The 17,023-nt window shown below is 40.1% G+C and carries 15 protein-coding genes; 11 read left to right on the top strand and 4 right to left on the bottom strand.

What is annotated here, in order from left to right; all coding sequences use genetic code 11:
- Position 1: 1 nt before the first annotated feature.
- Positions 2-1,579, top strand: coding sequence for an alpha-L-rhamnosidase-related protein (locus tag I6H64_RS05255; RefSeq protein ID WP_056985204.1), 1,578 nt, complete (start codon positions 2-4; stop codon positions 1,577-1,579).
- 116 nt (positions 1,580-1,695) lie between these two features.
- On the opposite strand, the gene I6H64_RS05250 is transcribed toward I6H64_RS05255, so the two are convergent.
- Entirely contained in the window at positions 1,696-2,973 is a 1,278-nt protein-coding gene (locus I6H64_RS05250) for an alpha-L-fucosidase (protein ID WP_056985202.1), read from the bottom strand.
- A 15-nt stretch (positions 2,974-2,988) separates the two neighbouring features.
- Positions 2,989-4,305 carry a PTS sugar transporter subunit IIC gene (locus tag I6H64_RS05245; protein WP_005916288.1) on the bottom strand — a complete coding sequence of 439 codons (1,317 nt, stop codon included), beginning with the start codon at positions 4,303-4,305 and terminating at the stop codon, positions 2,989-2,991.
- Between the two features lie 117 nt (positions 4,306-4,422).
- On the opposite strand from I6H64_RS05245, the gene I6H64_RS05240 reads away from it, so the two are divergent.
- Positions 4,423-5,442 carry a glycoside hydrolase family 18 protein gene (locus tag I6H64_RS05240; protein ID WP_008841886.1) on the top strand — a complete coding sequence of 340 codons (1,020 nt, stop codon included), beginning with the start codon at positions 4,423-4,425 and terminating at the stop codon, positions 5,440-5,442.
- Positions 5,443-5,561: 119 nt separating this feature from the next.
- Here I6H64_RS05240 and I6H64_RS05235 read toward each other — a convergent pair whose 3' ends face one another.
- A complete protein-coding gene (locus I6H64_RS05235) occupies positions 5,562-6,326 on the bottom strand; it encodes a class II aldolase/adducin family protein (RefSeq protein WP_008841887.1) in 765 nt (254 codons plus the stop codon).
- A gap of 185 nt (positions 6,327-6,511) precedes the next feature.
- On the opposite strand from I6H64_RS05235, the gene I6H64_RS05230 reads away from it, so the two are divergent.
- From I6H64_RS05230 to I6H64_RS05190, 9 genes are all read left to right on the top strand, one after another.
- Positions 6,512-7,267 carry a DeoR/GlpR family DNA-binding transcription regulator gene (locus tag I6H64_RS05230; RefSeq protein ID WP_056985200.1) on the top strand — a complete coding sequence of 252 codons (756 nt, stop codon included), beginning with the start codon at positions 6,512-6,514 and terminating at the stop codon, positions 7,265-7,267.
- 216 nt (positions 7,268-7,483) lie between these two features.
- Positions 7,484-9,271, top strand: a complete 1,788-nt coding sequence (locus tag I6H64_RS05225) for an L-fucose isomerase (protein WP_008841889.1) — start codon at positions 7,484-7,486, stop codon at positions 9,269-9,271.
- Positions 9,272-9,284: 13 nt separating this feature from the next.
- On the top strand, positions 9,285-10,787 hold the full coding sequence (locus I6H64_RS05220) for a rhamnulokinase (RefSeq protein WP_008841890.1): 1,503 nt from the start codon (positions 9,285-9,287) through the stop codon (positions 10,785-10,787).
- 2 nt (positions 10,788-10,789) lie between these two features.
- On the top strand, positions 10,790-12,127 hold the full coding sequence (locus I6H64_RS05215; RefSeq protein WP_056985198.1) for a sugar porter family MFS transporter: 1,338 nt from the start codon (positions 10,790-10,792) through the stop codon (positions 12,125-12,127).
- A 2-nt stretch (positions 12,128-12,129) separates the two neighbouring features.
- A complete protein-coding gene (locus I6H64_RS05210) occupies positions 12,130-12,567 on the top strand; it encodes an RbsD/FucU family protein (protein ID WP_036685573.1) in 438 nt (145 codons plus the stop codon).
- Positions 12,568-12,902: 335 nt separating this feature from the next.
- Entirely contained in the window at positions 12,903-13,214 is a 312-nt protein-coding gene (locus I6H64_RS05205) for a rhodanese-like domain-containing protein (protein WP_008841894.1), read from the top strand.
- Position 13,215: 1 nt separating this feature from the next.
- On the top strand, positions 13,216-14,880 hold the full coding sequence (locus tag I6H64_RS05200; RefSeq protein ID WP_008841895.1) for an FAD-dependent oxidoreductase: 1,665 nt from the start codon (positions 13,216-13,218) through the stop codon (positions 14,878-14,880).
- Positions 14,867-15,160, top strand: a complete 294-nt coding sequence (locus I6H64_RS05195) for a rhodanese-like domain-containing protein (RefSeq protein ID WP_008841896.1) — start codon at positions 14,867-14,869, stop codon at positions 15,158-15,160. Before I6H64_RS05200 ends, I6H64_RS05195 begins: the two co-directional genes overlap by 14 nt.
- On the top strand, positions 15,161-15,421 hold the full coding sequence (locus I6H64_RS05190; protein ID WP_008841897.1) for a metal-sensitive transcriptional regulator: 261 nt from the start codon (positions 15,161-15,163) through the stop codon (positions 15,419-15,421).
- A gap of 78 nt (positions 15,422-15,499) precedes the next feature.
- On the opposite strand, the gene I6H64_RS05185 is transcribed toward I6H64_RS05190, so the two are convergent.
- Positions 15,500-16,669 carry an iron-containing alcohol dehydrogenase gene (locus I6H64_RS05185; RefSeq protein WP_008841898.1) on the bottom strand — a complete coding sequence of 390 codons (1,170 nt, stop codon included), beginning with the start codon at positions 16,667-16,669 and terminating at the stop codon, positions 15,500-15,502.
- Positions 16,670-17,023 lie beyond the last annotated feature (354 nt).

Raw genomic sequence — 17,023 nt, 5'->3', positions numbered from 1 at the left:
GATGGCATTTACATTTCAAATTAATGATGATGTAGAATTTAATCATGACAAACAGTTACTAAAAAAAGCAGATGACAACATTCCGGAATTAACAAAACGAGTAGTAACTCCGGTGCAGGTAGTTGAAACGGTGATCGATAAAAATTTACTAGATAATGTTGGAACAAAAAAAGCGGCTGATACTACACAGCTTAGTCAAATGAAATTTGGCCGGGATGATCGGTTGATTTTAGATTTTGGCAATCATTACGTTGGGCACTTTACAATTCGAATTAAATCAGTCGGATCACCAATGGATGCGCCCTTAACGCTTAAATTGAAATTCGCCGAGCTGCCTACTGAGTTAAACCAAGATAGTCAAGATTATCAAGGCTGGTTAAGCCGTTCATGGATGCAAGAAGAAACTGTTCATTTGGACGAATTGCCTGCCAACTTGTGCTTACCAAGACGTTACAGTTTTCGTTATGTTGAAATTAAAGTGGTGGATACTTCTCCTAAGTGGCAAGTTAGTTTCTTTGAACCAGCCTTAATTGCAGAAAGTGCGGCACAAGGAGCGCCAATCCCATTTTATACTGATGATAAACTTTTACAAAAAATTGATCAGGTGGGGCTGAAGACGCTTGCGGACTGTATGCAAGACGTTTTTGAAGACGGACCTAAACGAGATCGACGGCTTTGGATCGGGGACTTACGCTTACAAGCTTTAGCGGATTATCAAACCTATGACAACCAAACCTTAATTAAGAGATGTTTATATTTATTTGGTGCATTGGCAGCCAAAGATGGGCGAATTCCTGCCAACGTATTTGTTAAACCAACTTATACGCCAGATGACACATTCTTGCTCGACTACAGTTTGTTTTTTGTTAGTATCTTAGATGATTATTTTCAACACACGGATGATTACACAGTACTTGAAGACTTATATCCAGTGGCGAAAAAGCAAATTGATTACGTTATGAAAAATATGGTTCAGAGTAATGGCAAAATTGTCTTTGATGAGGATTACCCGGTTTTTGTGGATTGGTCCAATGAATTTAATAAAGATACGGCTGGAGTTGCCATTATAATATACGCTTTGAAACAGTTTATCCATTTATCACGGCTTCAAAAATTGGACACGATTGATTACTACCAAAAAGAATTGGCCCAAATTACAAATTATGCCAAGCAAAACCTCTATAACGAAGAAAGAGGATTATTTATTTCTGGTCCTGATCATGAAATTAATATTGCTAGTCAAGTTTGGATGGTTTTAGCTCAAGTAATGACTCCGGAAGAAAATCACCAATTAATGAGCAACGCAGTTAAAAAACTATTCCCAATTAAAGGGATTGCAACTCCGTATATGTATCATCACGTAACCCAAGCACTTTTTGAAGCAGGATTGTTGGATGCGGGAATTCAACTATTGAAAGATTACTGGGGGAAGATGATTGAATTAGGTGCCGACACGTTTTGGGAAGCATTTGATCCCAATGATCCAAGTTACTCCCCATATGGTAGTGCAATGGTTAATAGCTATTGCCATGCTTGGAGTTGTACACCAGTGTACTTAATGAGAAAGTATTTAAGTTAGATAACTAAAATGAGAATACAAAAAGCGTTTAGAACTCTTAACAATGATGTGTTGCTCCCCAAAAAATTAAACTTTTTGGGGGCCACTACATGAAGAGTTCAAACGCTTTTTTATATCTAAATCAGTTCGGTGACATTTTTGTCCATAGTAATTTTTAAACCAAGGATTGGGTCATCTGGATTCTGCATGGATAGATCTTGGCGATTAAGCACGTGAGGCGTAAAAATTCCTAATTGTAAATCTTGAGGACGAAAGTATTTTTTTTCGGCAAAAGCGTAAAGAAAATGGTCTTTCGCGGTAAAGTACCAGTTGGTTTGTTTTAAGTTGGGGAGGGCGCGAGTTCCGTATATGCCGTCTCCGTAAGTTGCTAACCACTTTCCTAATTGGCGAATCAGTTTCAAGGCAGGGGTTGGTAAAGTGCCATCGGGTTTAGGGCCAATACCTAAGATGACGTTCCCACCTAGTGAAACAATCTTTACAAGATAATGTAAGATTTCTGGAAATGTTTTGTAAACGTCATTAGGAACGTAACCCCAGTTTTTGGCTAAGGGAAGGTTACTTTCCCAAACCTTATGCGGAATTACATCCGGAATTTTGCGCTCAGGAGTTACGTAATCTTCATATTTACCACCGATGGTTCGGTCAACGACTAGGATTTGTGGCTGGGTTTGTTTGATTTGGGAGACAATCCTGTCCATATCTAAAAATTCATGGTGTTCGCTATTTACCCAACCACCATCTAACCAGAGAATATCAATTTTGCCGTAATTTCGGGTGATTTCCAATAATTGTTTTTTAACAAAGTTGTTAAATTTCTTCCACAGTTGCGGATTAGAAAGGGGATCATATGAGGCATAACGTCCGCGAGGGTCGGATCCAGGTGTCCAATAATAAGGGCAATGCCAATCAGCTTTAGAATAATAGGCACCTACCGCAACGTTATGGGCAGTCAAGCTTTTGGCAAATTCGTGAAATAAGTCCTTCCCAGTGTAATGAGTTACGTTAAAATCAGACTGCTGGGTAGCGTACATATTGAAACCGTCATGGTGTTTAGTGGTAAAGATTGCGTAACGAAAGCCAGCCTTTTGAATTTCAGTAGCCCATTTTTCGGGATCAAATTTAGCTGGGTTAAAAGCTTTGGCTAAGTTCCAATAATCATGGCGAAGGGTGGTAAGGTCTTTTCTCCAAGGCTTTTTGCGAGCCCAGGTATCTTCTTTCGAGAGTTGCCATGATTCGACGATTCCAGCTGCTGAATAAAGTCCCCAATGAAAGATGACCCCAATTTTCTGGTCTTGAAACCAGCGAAGTTGTTGCTTTTGGGAATTAGTAAGCGAAGCGTATTCTTCAACAGCGGTTTTTTGGTTTTCAACGATATCCTGACGAATTTTTTTCATTTCATATAACCTACATTAAATTTTTTTGCTACGGTTGCTAGCAATAACGAATGGTAAATACAAGAAAATATCTAAAATAAATAAAAATGCGGATAGTAAGGTGGCAGGTAAGTCTCCTGCAGTGGTTACCCAAGCAGTTAATATTGGCGGTAACGTCCATGGTGGAATTACCACGCTTTTAGCAACAAGGCCTAAGGCAGTTAAGGGATAGGCAATTGCTAAATTAATGATAGGTACAAATAAAAACGGAACTGCGAAAAAGGGATTCATTACGACGGGCATTCCAAACATAATTGGCTCAGAAATATTAAAGAAACTAGGCAGCAGTCCAAGTTTAGCAACGTTGCGGTAGTCTTTTCGCTTAGAACCCCAGAAAATGGCGATTAAGAAAGGCAAAATTGCCCCGGTTCCTCCCAATAATGTATACATGCCAATCCAAGGGTTAGTAACAATGTTAGGAACGGCATGGCCAGCGTTAAATGCGTCGATATTTTGTTGAATGGCAACTAACATCGAAGGAGAGGTTACGGAAGAAACAATGTTTTGCCCATGTAATCCAAAGAACCATAAGATTTGGGTTAAAATTTGAACTACAAAGAGACCTAGTGGAGATTCCAAAGCAACTTGTAAAGGCAAGGAGATTACGTCGGTAATTAATTGTGGTACGTTTTGCCCCGCAATTTGAGTATAGGTAAAAGTTAGAATGGCAAATAAGATAATTACTAATGATTCGGGGATTAAAGTGTTGAAAGATTGAGCAACTGCGGGAGGTACTGAATCTGGCATCTTAATTTGAAACTTCTTTTTACTAGAAATCCAAACTAGTAGCTCGGTACTTAATAGAGCCGCGATAATTCCTACAAACATTCCTCCAGAAGAAGTTAACGTTTGGGCATAAATACCAGCGACTTGGACGGGCTTAGTGGCCCCCACGGGAATAACGTCATTGTATAGAGGAAACATGATTAAAGTAGTTGCTAAACTCAAGATTCCGGCATGAAGCGGGTTAACTTCTTTAGAATCAATTCGGCCGTTAGCAATGTAAAAATTAGTGAGTCGGTAACCAATCAAAAATGAAACTAGAATGGTCATAATTCCCATAGTTCCTTGGTTTACCATGGTACCAATGTCTACTAACTTAGTCGCATAGGGGAAAGCTTTTACGACAGTTGCGTTAGTAAAAACTAACGAGTTAAGTAAAATGAAAAGCGAATTAACCATAATGATTGGCATAATATCAATAAAGGCATCCCGGATGGCAACTAAGTGGCGTGATTCGGACACTTTAGTAGCTACGGGGATTAACCATTTGGTAATGTATTTGGTAAGCACGGGCTGCACCTCTTTTCAAAAATAGTGAAAAAAATAAATGTGAATCGATTCAAGAGTAGTATAATGGATTAAAATATTTTTGCAATCGCTTTCTTTAACGGAATCGGAGGGATTCACGTGACGGTAATAATGGGATATTTACATGGAAGACAAAATTGGAAAATTAAACAAATTCCTGGAGAAAAGTTAACACATATAAACTATGCGTTTGCGAAAATCGAGGGGCTTAATTTAGTGGATAAAGGGGCCCACTTTAAACAAATTGCAACAATAAAGCAACATTTTCCAAATTTAAAGGTTAACATTAGCATTGGTGGATGGGGCGCAGAAGGTTTTTCAGATGCCGTTTTAAACGCAGATAGCCGAAATAAATTTGCAACCAATATAATTAATTTTATACAGCAATATGGCATAGATGGAGTTGACTTTGATTGGGAATATCCTGGTTCTGCATTAGGAGGAATTAAATCTCGCACTCAAGATGCAGAAAATTTTTATGCCTTTTTAAAGGTGTTGCGAGAAAAATTGGCAAGTTGTAGTGATGAATATGAAATCTCTGCTGCAATAGCGGGAGATCCCAGTTTATTAACTAGTTTGATAAACGGCGAAAAACTCAGCATAGCAGAGTACCTAGATTACCTTAACGTAATGACCTATGATTTACGGGGAAGTTGGACTAACATTACGGGCCACCAAACTAACCTATTTCCTTACGATGCCATAGAAGGTGAGCTTAGTATCAATACCACGGTTAAGTATCTAATCGCTAAGCAAGTTCCAACAGATAAAATAGTAATTGGCAGTGCAGCTTACAGCCGCGATTGGCGAGAAGTTGACCAACAAGCCCCATCCCCAGTAGGGGCGCTTGCTAAAGAAAAGGGGACCCAAACTACTCCTTACCAAAAAATTAGTCAATTAATTGCTCAAAAACCACAATGCTATTTTTGGGATGAAAAAGCAAATGCGCCATATTACTTTGATGAACAAGTATTCAGGTCCTTTGATGACGAAAAGTCTATGGAAAGTAAAGTTAAGTATGTTCAACAACAGCGACTAGGAGGGCTGATGTTATGGGAACTATCATTGGATCCGCAAAATCAACTAATTTCAGCTGCTACCAATGCTCTTGATAAATAAAATTTTGAATTTTGTAACAGTAAAAAAGTTGGAGAAATCAATCCCCAACTTTTTTTGTTGGAAGGTACTTAACGGCGTGGTGAACAAAATATTGTTATCAATGCAACAATATTGATAAGTTACATTAGGTTTGCCGGCCGTTGAGGGTGGGACGGGAACTTTGCGGGTATGGCAGTTATTGGGACCTCAGGCATGGCAATCGGTGGAACACTAGGGAGGGCTTCCTTATAGTTAGCTCCGCAGGAACGGTAATCAGACAGCAGGCCAAGTTTAATAAAGAGGGCTTGTTGGTAAGCTATTTTGGCGTTCCATTCTAGAGTTTCTAGAATACGAGCAGCAACGTGCAAATCGGTCGTGGTGATAACTACGCCGTGACTATTTAATAAAAAGACGTTTTCCATAGCCTTGTCTCCAATTGCTTGAAGGTTTTTGAATACGATATCCGCTAAAGCTTGGCTAGTGGCAGGGGCGAAGGGTAATACTTTAATTTGTCCTAATTCCCGCGTTGCTTCGGTCACGTTAGGCATGTCTAAACCAGCAGTAGCCCAAAACATCGATTCTTCGGCGTGGGAATGGTAGACACATCGAATTCCTGGGTGAGCTTTGTAAGCTTCTTTATGCATGTTAATTTCCCGAGTAACATCTCCAACTCCGTCAATTTTTTCACCAGTTTCTTCATCAATCACCAAAATTTGTGCAGCATGAAGTTCGGAATAATAGGTTTCTGACATAAAGGTGGGAGTCATGATAATATAAGGGTGCATTTTTTGGTCAAAAACTTTGATCGACATGTTGCCACCTGCTACGTTGGTATTTTTACGATCAAACATTTTTTGTACGGTGTGGGCTAAGTCAATGCGTTCCTCTTCAAACATCATTTTCATAATTAAATTCCTCCTAAATTTCAAGGTGTTAAATCACTCTATGGCCTCATTATACTGACAAATGTATTGAAAATTAGGGCTGGCTTTGATTTATGAAATGCCTTCAAAATAATTGAGGAATTTCATTCAGAATGCTTCAAAAGTCTTCATTTTCAATAAAATAATGAAAATCGAGGAGGAAAGCAATGTTTAAGAACGAACGTTTTTTGACTATTTTAGATTTGCTACAAAAAAAGAAGGTTATGCGGATCAAAGATTTACAAAAAGAACTTTTTGTTAGTGATTCGACAATTCGGCGAGACCTAATTGCGTTGGAAAAGATGGGGAAGGTCACCCGAAAATTTGGGCGGGTCGAATTAGTTAAGGCAGATAATATTGAGTTGTCCTTTTTATTTCGCCAACAAGAAAATAGTGAATCAAAAAAATACATCGCTGAAATTGCAAGTACGTTTTTAGGGGACAACGAGGCCATTTTTGTGGATTCCAGCAGCACTACGTCCTTTTTAGCTCCTTTTTTTGAAGGATTAACCAACTTAGTGGTAGTTACCAATAGCCTAAAATTGGCAATCAAATTGGATGAAATTCCGGCGGTAAAAACTTTCATTGCTGGCGGACGACTCCGCTCAGGGACGGGTTCAATTTTGGGCGATATTTCGCTAGATTTCTTTAGTGATTTTCGAGCAGACTTAGTGTTTTTATCGTGTTCTTCAATTAATGCTAATGACGTTTATATGTCTAGTGAAGAACAATCGGGAGTTAAACGAAGAATGATGGAAAATGCTGAAAGGAAAATTTTGCTATGCGATCATTCAAAGTTTAACGTGAAAGGATATTACAGGTTGTGCGATGTAAATGACTTTGATGTTATTATCATGGATCAACAGCCACCGGAAGAAATTATGGCGGTTTGGTCCCATAAAAACGTGGAGGTTTTGTATTAAAAATTTAAATAATTTTGTGGCCGGGATGTTCCCGGTTTTTTTGTTAAATGAATGAAAATGATGAATGCTTTTGAACAAAAAGATGCAAAAAATATGAAGAACTTTCAGAAGACGTGAAACACCTTCCAAACGCTTATGGAAGCGGTTACTATGAGGACGAAAAGAAATTATGTATTTCTTTTAACAAACAGTTTAAATACTTTAGGAGGTTAGGACATGTTAAAAATTAATTATCCCAAAATTGGAATTCGTCCAACTATCGACGGACGGCGTAAGGGGATTCGGGAATCGTTAGAGACTCAAACCATGGATATGGCTAAAGCGGTTGCTGAACTGTTGGAATCAAAATTATTTTATCCTGATGGCACGCCGGTAAAAACCGTGATTTCTGACTCAACTATTGGGGGAGTAAAAGAGGCAGCAGCTTCGAAAGAAAAATTTGATAAGGAAAATGTTTGTGGAACCATCACGGTAACCCCTTGCTGGTGCTATGGAAGCGAAACGATGGACATGACCGCTGACATTCCTCACGCGATTTGGGGATTTAACGGAACTGAACGTCCTGGGGCAGTATACTTAGCAGCAGTTTTAGCAGCGCATGCGCAGAAAGGGATTCCTGCTTTTGGGATTTACGGAGCGGACGTCTGTGATGCTGATGATAAATCAATTCCAGATGACGTTGCCAAGAAGCTTATTCGTTTTGCTAAAGGAATACTTGCAGTTGGCATTATGCGCAATAAATCTTACTTATCGATTGGTAACGTAGCAATGGGAATTGGTGGTTCAATGGTTAACGCCGATTTCTTCCAAAACTATTTAGGTATGCGAAACGAATATGTGGACATGACTGAAATAGTTCGGCGTTGGGATGAAGGAATTTATGACAAGGAAGAGTTTGAAAAAGCCATGAAATGGGCTGAAAAACATACTCCAATCGGACCAGATCTATATAATAGTGATGATCCTAATCGATTTACAGACAAAGAAAAGAAAGCACAGTTGGCCGATTGCGTTAAGATGGCCATCATTGCTCGAGACTTAATGGAAGGGAACCCGAAGTTAGCTGAAAAAGGATTTGTTGAAGAAGCTGACGGACATAATGCAATTGCTGCGGGATTCCAAGGACAACGGCAATGGACCGATCATTTTCCAAACGGCGATTACATGGAGGCCTTTTTGAACTCTCAATTCGACTGGAATGGCATCCATGCGCCACACGTATTTGCAACGGAGAACGATAGCTTAAATGGAGCTTCGATGTTGCTTAACTACTTACTGACTAACACACCTCAAATTTTTGCCGACGTACGGACCTTCTGGAGTCCCGAAGCAATCAAACGGGTTACTGGAACCGAGTTAACCGGATTAGGAAAAGATGGTTTCCTTCATCTCAGTAACTCTGGCGCGCAAACCTTGGACGCGACTGGTGAGGAAAAAGTGGATGGCAATCTTGCCATTAAACCGTTCTGGCAAGTTACCGAAGATGAAGCAAAACGTAGTCTAGAAAAAACACGTTGGATTCCTGCAAATATCGGTTACTTCCGGGGTGGCGGCTTCTCTAGCAATTACCTTACTAAAGGTGGTAGTCAAGGCATGCCCGTAACGATGTCACGGATTAATTTAGTTAAGGGTGTAGGACCAGTTCTTCAAATTGCAGAAGGTTACGCAATTGATTTACCTGAACAAGTCTTTAACGTGATTAACGAACGGACTGATAAAGGCTGGCCTTCAACATTCTTTGCGCCAATTTTAACCGGGCACGGAGCGTTTAAGAGTGTTTATGACGTAATGGATAACTGGGGAGCAAATCATGGTGCAATCAGTTATGGACATATTGGTGCAGACTTAATTACGTTGGCATCCATGTTGCGGATCCCAGTTAACATGCATAACGTGTCCGAAGATAAGATTTTCCGTCCACGGGTATGGTCACTGATTGGAACGGAAAATCAAGAAGCAGCGGACTTTAATGCTTGTCAAACTTTAGGTCCTTTATATAAATAGCGTGTGATGAAATATGGAAAAAGTGAATGTAATTGCAGTAGATTTAGGGGCAAGTTCTGGTCGCGTAATTTCCGGTCAGTTCGATGGAAAACAAATTAAACTAAAGGAGCAGTACCGATTTTCCAATCACCCCGTCGAGATTAATGACCGACTTAATTGGGATTATTTAAAGATTTTTCAGGAAGTAAAGCGTGGTTTAGCGTTAACAATGCGAGACCTAGGACATCTAGATAGTTTGAGCGTAGATACTTGGGGCGTCGATTATGGCTTGTTGACTAAGGAAGGAGAAGTACTTTTTGCTCCTCATTGTTATCGGGATAGCCGTACGGCCCCTTATGAAGCAGAATTTGCAGAAAGACTTCCAGCTAAGCAATTGTTCAGGATGACTGGAAACGCTCCAGATCGGATCAATACCAATCTGCAAGTTTTCGCAGACCTGCAACGGGCCCCCTTTTTAAAACGAACGGTTGACCAGTTGTTAATGATGCCTAGTTTGATTGAATACTTTTTTAGCGGGATAAAACAAAATGAATTTACCATTGCCAGTACTACGGGACTCCTCGACGTGCGAACTAAGAATTGGAATACAAAAGTTCTAAATAGGCTGGAAATTCCAGCAGAATGGTTTGCAGACGTTGTTATTGGGGGAGCCGATTTAGGCCCGATTCGTCAAGCAATTAGTGAAGAGATTAAGGTTTCTGCTGAAATGCGGGTTATTTCAGGTGTTGGTCATGATACAGCAGCAGCCTTAATGGCATTGCCACTAAACGAAGCGGAACGTAAACAAACCGCATTTATTAGTTGCGGAACATGGTCGATTGTGGGATTACAAAATGACCAGCCAATCATTAGCGAAGCGGCTTTTGAAATGGGGTTGACGAATGAAGGTTGTTTTGATGGTTCTAACCGGGTGTTAAAAAACATTACCGGCTTGTGGGTAATTCAAGAACTACAAAAAGAATGGGCGTATACGGGTGCAGAGATAAGCTTTGCTAAGATGCAGGATGAAGCTGCAAAAGCGTACTCAATCAATTCCTTTATTGACTTAGCAGACGTGCGTTTTGCCGAACCTGGGCAAATGGAAGAAAAGATTGTAGCCTTTCTTAAAGAAACCCATCAAACTTTACCGAAGAATCGGGGACAGTTGATCCGAGTGGTATTAGAAAGTTTAGCTTTTTCCTACCGACAGGTGATTGAAAAGTTAGAAAAACTTACTGGAACAACCTTGCAAAAAGTTCATATGTTCGGCGGAGGTATTCAAAACCAGTTATTAGTTCAACTAACCGCAGATTTTACACAGCGCAAGGTGGTTACCGGACCAGTCGAAGCCAGTGTTTTGGGAAATGTAGTCGCCCAATTAAAGGTTTTCGGTAAGATAACTGACCCGGTTAAACTAGATGTTTTAGCAAATACGGTTGATGTACAAGATTTTAATCCAACTGAAATTCCTGGTTTAGAACAGAAGTATGCCCAATTTATGAGGATATTAGCTGCAAATAATACGGAAGGAAAATAATTATGGAAGAAAATCTATCTACTAAACCAAAAACGAAGGGGATTGTTTACCTATTTGCTATTTTAGGAGGATTTGCCGGGTTACTTTACGGGTATGACTCAGGGGCTATTTCGTTGGCGTTACCATCGATTACTACGGCTTTTGGATTGGATTCGGTTCAAAAGGGGCTGGTGGTTAGCTTTCTTCTTTTCGGCGCGTTGCCTTCAATCGTCGTATTTACCGCGTTAGAAAAGAAAATTGAACGACGCAACGTTTTGATTGTCGCTGGGGTAGTATTCTTAGCGGGGAGCTTGCTAAGTGCAATTGCGACGGGAACAGTTTTCTTGATGATGGCACGTTTCGTTTTAGGAATTGCGGCCGGAATTGCAAATATGTACGGTCTGATTTATTTATCAGAGCTAGCACCTGCTCACATTCGAGGGTTAATGTCTTCACTTTACCAATTAAGTGTTAACGTGGGAATCCTGGTTGCTTATGCGGTTGGAGCATACAATTTACCCCAAGATGATTGGCGGTGGACTTTAGGACTAGGGGTGGTGCCAGCCCTGATACTGACAATCGGGATGGTAATGAGTCCCCAAAGTCCCCGGTGGCTAATCCGGGATGGCAAAGTTGAACGAGCACGAAAAGTTTTGACTAAAGTCCGGTTCACCAGTACAGAAGTGGAATCTGAAATTAAAGATATTCAAAATAGTCTGAAAACAAAAGAAGCGGGGTTAAGTGAACTATTTGGCACATTTCGGCCAGCCCTTACGTTACTAATTATTTTAACTATCTTTCAGGTTTTTACCGGAATTAATGCCGCCGTTTACTACGCACCGGAAATTTTTCATAACTTAGGAATGGCAAATTCTAGCATCGTCGCTGATTTTGGGGTGGGAATTGCTTTAGTAGTCTCGACCTTCGTTTCTTTGCCCTTCATTGACAAGTTGGGACGAAAAAAATTATTAGAAATCAGTTTGGGTGGTCAAGTCCTACCAGCGATTGCGCTATGTATTTGGTCAGATAACGTAATTATCGCGGTTATTTCGATTTTTCTGTACGTGTTTATGTTCGGTTTCGGTCTTGGACCGGTGTTTTGGTCATATGTTCCAGAAATCCTACCTTTAAAAGCGCGTGCTTTAGGGATGGGAGTAATCACCTTTACTCAATATCTTTTAAATGCCATTTTCTCGTTGATCTTCCCAATTTGCCTAAGTATTGTTGGCATAAATATTTTCTATTTCTTCGCATTTTTATCCGCCTTTTCGGTTTGGTACATCCATAAGTATGTTTTAGAAACTAAAGGGCGGTCGTTAGAAGAAATTGAAGCCTATTGGGAATCAAGAAAGAAGGAATGAGAATGTTAAATCGAGTACCTAAAAATCTATCGCCGGAGCTAATAAAGACGCTAATAGAAATGGGACACGGGGATGAAATCTTGTTGGCGGATGCCAATTATCCTGCGGTGTCCAATAACAAAAAAATTATTCGAGCAGATGGCTTAATGATTCCAGAATTACTTGATTCAATTTTAAAATTGATGCCGTTAGATAGCTATTCTGATTACCAGGCAATTTTCATGCAAGTTGTACCTGGAGATCAGAACGTTCCTAATGGTACTCCACCGATTTGGGAGAAGTACCGGGATAGCATTGGAAAAAGCTTTAAAAATTATACGGTAAAACAGATTGAACGATCCGCCTTTTACGAATATTCGCACCAATGCTTTGCCATTGTACAGACGGGCGAAAAAGCACTGTATGGCAATTTGATTTTGCGAAAAGGCGTGGTGATGTAAAATTTCTCTTTTGAGAAATAACTCAGACATCATAAGCTAATTCTGTAAATCGAAGACCCTATCTAATTACGATTTTTCGTAGTTAGGTAGGGTCTTTATAAAAGAACAAGATTATCCTAATTTAAAAAATGTATTCAAAGTAATTACAAGTTGATTATTTATCTAAGAAGATGAAATCCATAGTGATTTTGTCTTTTTTATGTAACTATAATACTATTATGGGTATTTAAATTCTTTTATATTAGCAATGTATAAAGGTAAATGATTTTTAGTAACTTAAATTTGACTTAAAAATAGCAATATAGTTTAATATACCCATGGAGGTATTTTAAAGGATGAAACTACCATTTTGGGGACATAATACTATTAATATTAGTGCAATTGCAGAACGTAAAGAGGATTTCGAACTAATTGACGTACGTACACCTGTTGAATTTCGGAGCGGACACATTAATTACGCAAAGAACGTTCCCTTAGATAAAATTACTCGATTTTCTGGCAGAAAAGATCAACCCGTTTATGTGATTTGCCAATCGGGGATGCGCAGTAAGCGGGCGGCTAAATTTTTGCGTAACCAAGGCTATGATGCTAAAAGCGTTCGTGGAGGAATGAACCAATGGGATGGCCCGGTAAGAAAGGGGAAATAAAATGAGTAAAGTAGTTATTGTTGGCGGGGTTGCTGGCGGCATGTCAGCAGCAACCCGGTTACGCCGGTTAGCAGAAGATGCTGAGATTATCGTTTTTGAGAAGGGGCCGTACGTCTCGTTTGCCAATTGCGGATTGCCGTACCACCTTTCAGGAACGATTCCAGAAAGAACGTCACTAATGGTTCAAAGTCCGGAAGCATTATGGGCCCGGTTCAGAATTGACGCACGGCCTAACCACGAAGTTATTAGTATTCACCCTCAAGAAAAAATAGTGGAAGTACAGCATCGAGGGAAGGTTTTCCAAGAAAGTTACGATGAATTAATATTAGCGACCGGAGCTAGCGCAATTATTCCGCAAATTGAGGGGCTTGCGCAGGCTAAAAATGTGCATACCTTAAGGAACATTCCCGATATGGACGAGATTTTAAACCAGTTGGAGCAAGGAGTACAAAACGCAACGATAGTAGGAGCGGGATTTATCGGTGTGGAAATGGTTGAAAATTTACATAAGCGGGGGATCCACGTTACTTTGGTAGAAAAAGCAACCCACGTTTTGCCTAACTTGGATGCTGAAATGGCAGCTTTTGTGGAAGAAGAGTTGTTAAAAAATAACGTAGATCTCCAACTTTCTAAGGCAGTTGCTGAAATCAAGGGTAATGGAACTCGCCTTGTTTTAGATGACGGAACTCAGATTAACTCCGACCTAACAATCTTATCCGTTGGAGTTCAGCCCAATAGTGCTCTCGCAGAAAATGCTGGACTTCAGTTAGGCTTGAAAAAGGGCATTATGGTGGATGAAAATTATGAAACGAGCGTGAAGCATGTTTATGCAGTTGGTGACGTAGCGGTGACTAAGCAGCAGATTACAAACGAACCAACTTTAATTCCGTTAGCTTCTCCGGCAAATCGACAAGGACGGCAAGTTGCAGATGTATTAGCTGGTTTACGCCGCGTAAATCGGGGCAGTATTGGCACGGCAATTGTGCAAGCGTTCAATTTGAGTGCGGCTTCCACCGGGTTAAGTGAGCAGACGGCCCGACAGGAATTTGCTAACGTCTTAGTTGCTCACGTGAGCGGCACGGACCATGCGACCTACTATCCTAATAGTCAGGCGATGTGGCTCAAACTGATTTTTGACGGAAAGACGGGGCAAATTTATGGTGCGCAAGCAGTTGGTGCAAACGGTGTCGATAAACGAATTGACGTGTTGGCGACAGCAATCAAAGGGAATCTTTCGGTATTTGATTTACCAGAGCTAGAATTAACTTATGCACCGCCGTTTGGCACGGCAAAAGACGTTGTTAATATGGCTGGTTACGTTGCAACCAACCTGGTTGAAGGATTAAGTAAAAATATTCAATGGCACGAGCTATCTGCCGAATTAGCAAAGGGTAAACAATTACTTGATTTGCGTGATCCAAAAGAAATTGTAAGGGATGGTCGGATTAAGGGTGCAACCAACATACCTTTAAACCAATTACGGGAGCACACTGATCTTTTGGATCCCCATCAGGAGTACGTTCTTTACTGCCAAAGCGGGTTACGAAGCTACGTTGGAGAACGAATTTTACGACAAAAAGGATTTAAAGTTGAAAATTTAGATGGAGCGTTTGGGTTGTATAAAACGATAATGAAAGAGGAAGTTGAACAGATTGAAAAGTATTAAAGCAAAAGATTTAATGAAGAAAATTGAAAATAAGAAGGTAAACGTAATTGATGTGCGGGAAAGCTTTGAGTTCGGGATGGGACATGTTCCTTCCGCAAAGAACTTTCCACTAAGCACCTTACAAGATACAGCTAAAAGTTTAGATAAAAATCAGACTTACTACGTCATTTGTCAATCAGGTGCGCGTTCGGCTAATGCTTGTGGTTATTTGGACCAGCTTGGGTTTGATATAATCAATGTTGAAGGTGGAATGAATGCTTGGCAAGGAGATATTGACTAAATGGCTACGTGTAATCAACAAATTTTAAATCGATTAAAGCGGGCGGAAGGGCAAATTCGAGGAATTCAAAAAATGATTACGGATGGAAAAGAATGTTCGGAAATTATTCCCCAATTAAATGCAGTAAAGTCCAGCGTAGATCGAATTAAGGGCATCATGGTTGCCGAAAATTTAAAAGATTGTTTAGAAAATCCGGCGAATGATAAAGAAACCCAGGGTGAAAAGATTGCGCGAGCAATTGAAATGATCGTAAAAAAATAAATTTTAGATGGCAAATTAAAAAGGCGAAGTTTAGAATTCGAGTTGAATTCAGCTTCGTCTTTTCGTTTAATTAATATATTATTTTGCGTCATATGCAGCTTGGAATAACGCGACGATTTGTTCTTTAGTAGCTTTCCGTGGGTTGGAGAAAGCATTGCCATCTTTCAACGCATTTTCAGCCATCAGTTCGAAATCTTTAGGATCGGCGCCGAGATCCTTGATGCTCCGCGGGATGCCTACGTCGTCGTTAAGTTGTTGCATGGCATCAATTGCTTTATCAGCAGCTTCCCGAACGGAAAGCCCGTCGATATTTTCACCCATCGCAACCGCTAAATCGGCAAACCGTTCTGGGCAAGCAATAATGTTAAAGCGTTCCACGATTGGAAGCAATACAGCACAACAGACCCCATGAGGAGCGTCGTATTGTCCGCCAAGCTGGTGTGCCATGGCGTGTACGTAACCAAGGTCAGCGTTATTAAAAGCCATTCCACCGAGCATTTCAGCTTCAACCATCTTTGTCCGCGCTTCGAGATTTTCTCCATTAGCAACTGCTTCACGTAAACTCTCTTCAACTAAGCGAATTGCTTGGAGGCATTGACCATCCGTAATATCATTATGGTTAGTCGAAACGTAGGGTTCGATCGCCTGTACAAAGGTGTCCATCCCGGTAGCGGCGGTCAATTTTGGTGGTACGCCAAGCATTAATTTTGGATCGTTAAACGAAACTAGGGGAACGTTGCGCCAGGAAACTACGACAAATTTTAAATGGGTTTCTTCGTTGGTGATTACACAATGCCGAGTTAATTCAGAAGCCGTTCCCGCGGTAGTATTTACGGCAATTAGTGGGGGGAGCGGATTATCTAAAGTTTCGATACCCGCTAACTTGGTGATGTCATCACCGTTCGTTAAAATTATGCCAGTTCCTTTGCCAGTATCGTGAGCAGAACCGCCACCAACGGTAATGATTCCGTCACAATGGTTATCTAAGTAAACCTGTTTAGCTTCCTTAATGTTTCTTACTTTAGGATTGGGTTCAACGCCGTCGTAAATCGCAAAATCTACTTGAGCATCCTTAAGTGAGTTGATGGTTTGCTCTACAGGACCGTTCTCCATTTTTTCTAAGAATTGATCGGTTACTAATAGGGGCTTTTTCATATTCACCATTTTTGCACGTTCACCGATCTTATTAATTACGCCTGCGCCAAAAAAGTTTACGCTTGGCATCAAAAAATCAAAGTTTTCTTTCATTACGAGGACCTCCTCAGGTACGCTTTAGTAACTTTGTACACTTTAATGTTACCACTCTAATGAAAACGCTTCAATTGAGCAAGGGTAGAAAATTATAGGAGAAACTAATTAGATTTAGTAGACAAATTTTACCGTATTTAAGTTTTGTAAGGTATTGTTGATTAGTTATTTTAAATAATTAGGCTCTAAAAAGAATCGGTTAATTAATCAATTATCTTGCTAATCGTACCGCAATCGGGTAATATAAAAAGGTTTAGCAACCCAATTGGATACCAATAATAAGGTTAAGAAGGGGATTACATCAACACTTAAAGCGATTGTTAATGGTAACAATTTTGTTGAAGTGCTTTTTTA

Origin of the sequence: Pediococcus acidilactici, assembly GCF_016127815.1 — a bacterium.
Lineage (GTDB): Bacteria > Bacillota > Bacilli > Lactobacillales > Lactobacillaceae > Pediococcus > Pediococcus acidilactici.
Note: the sequence above shows the minus strand (reverse complement) of the source record. Positions and strands in the feature narration are given on the sequence as shown.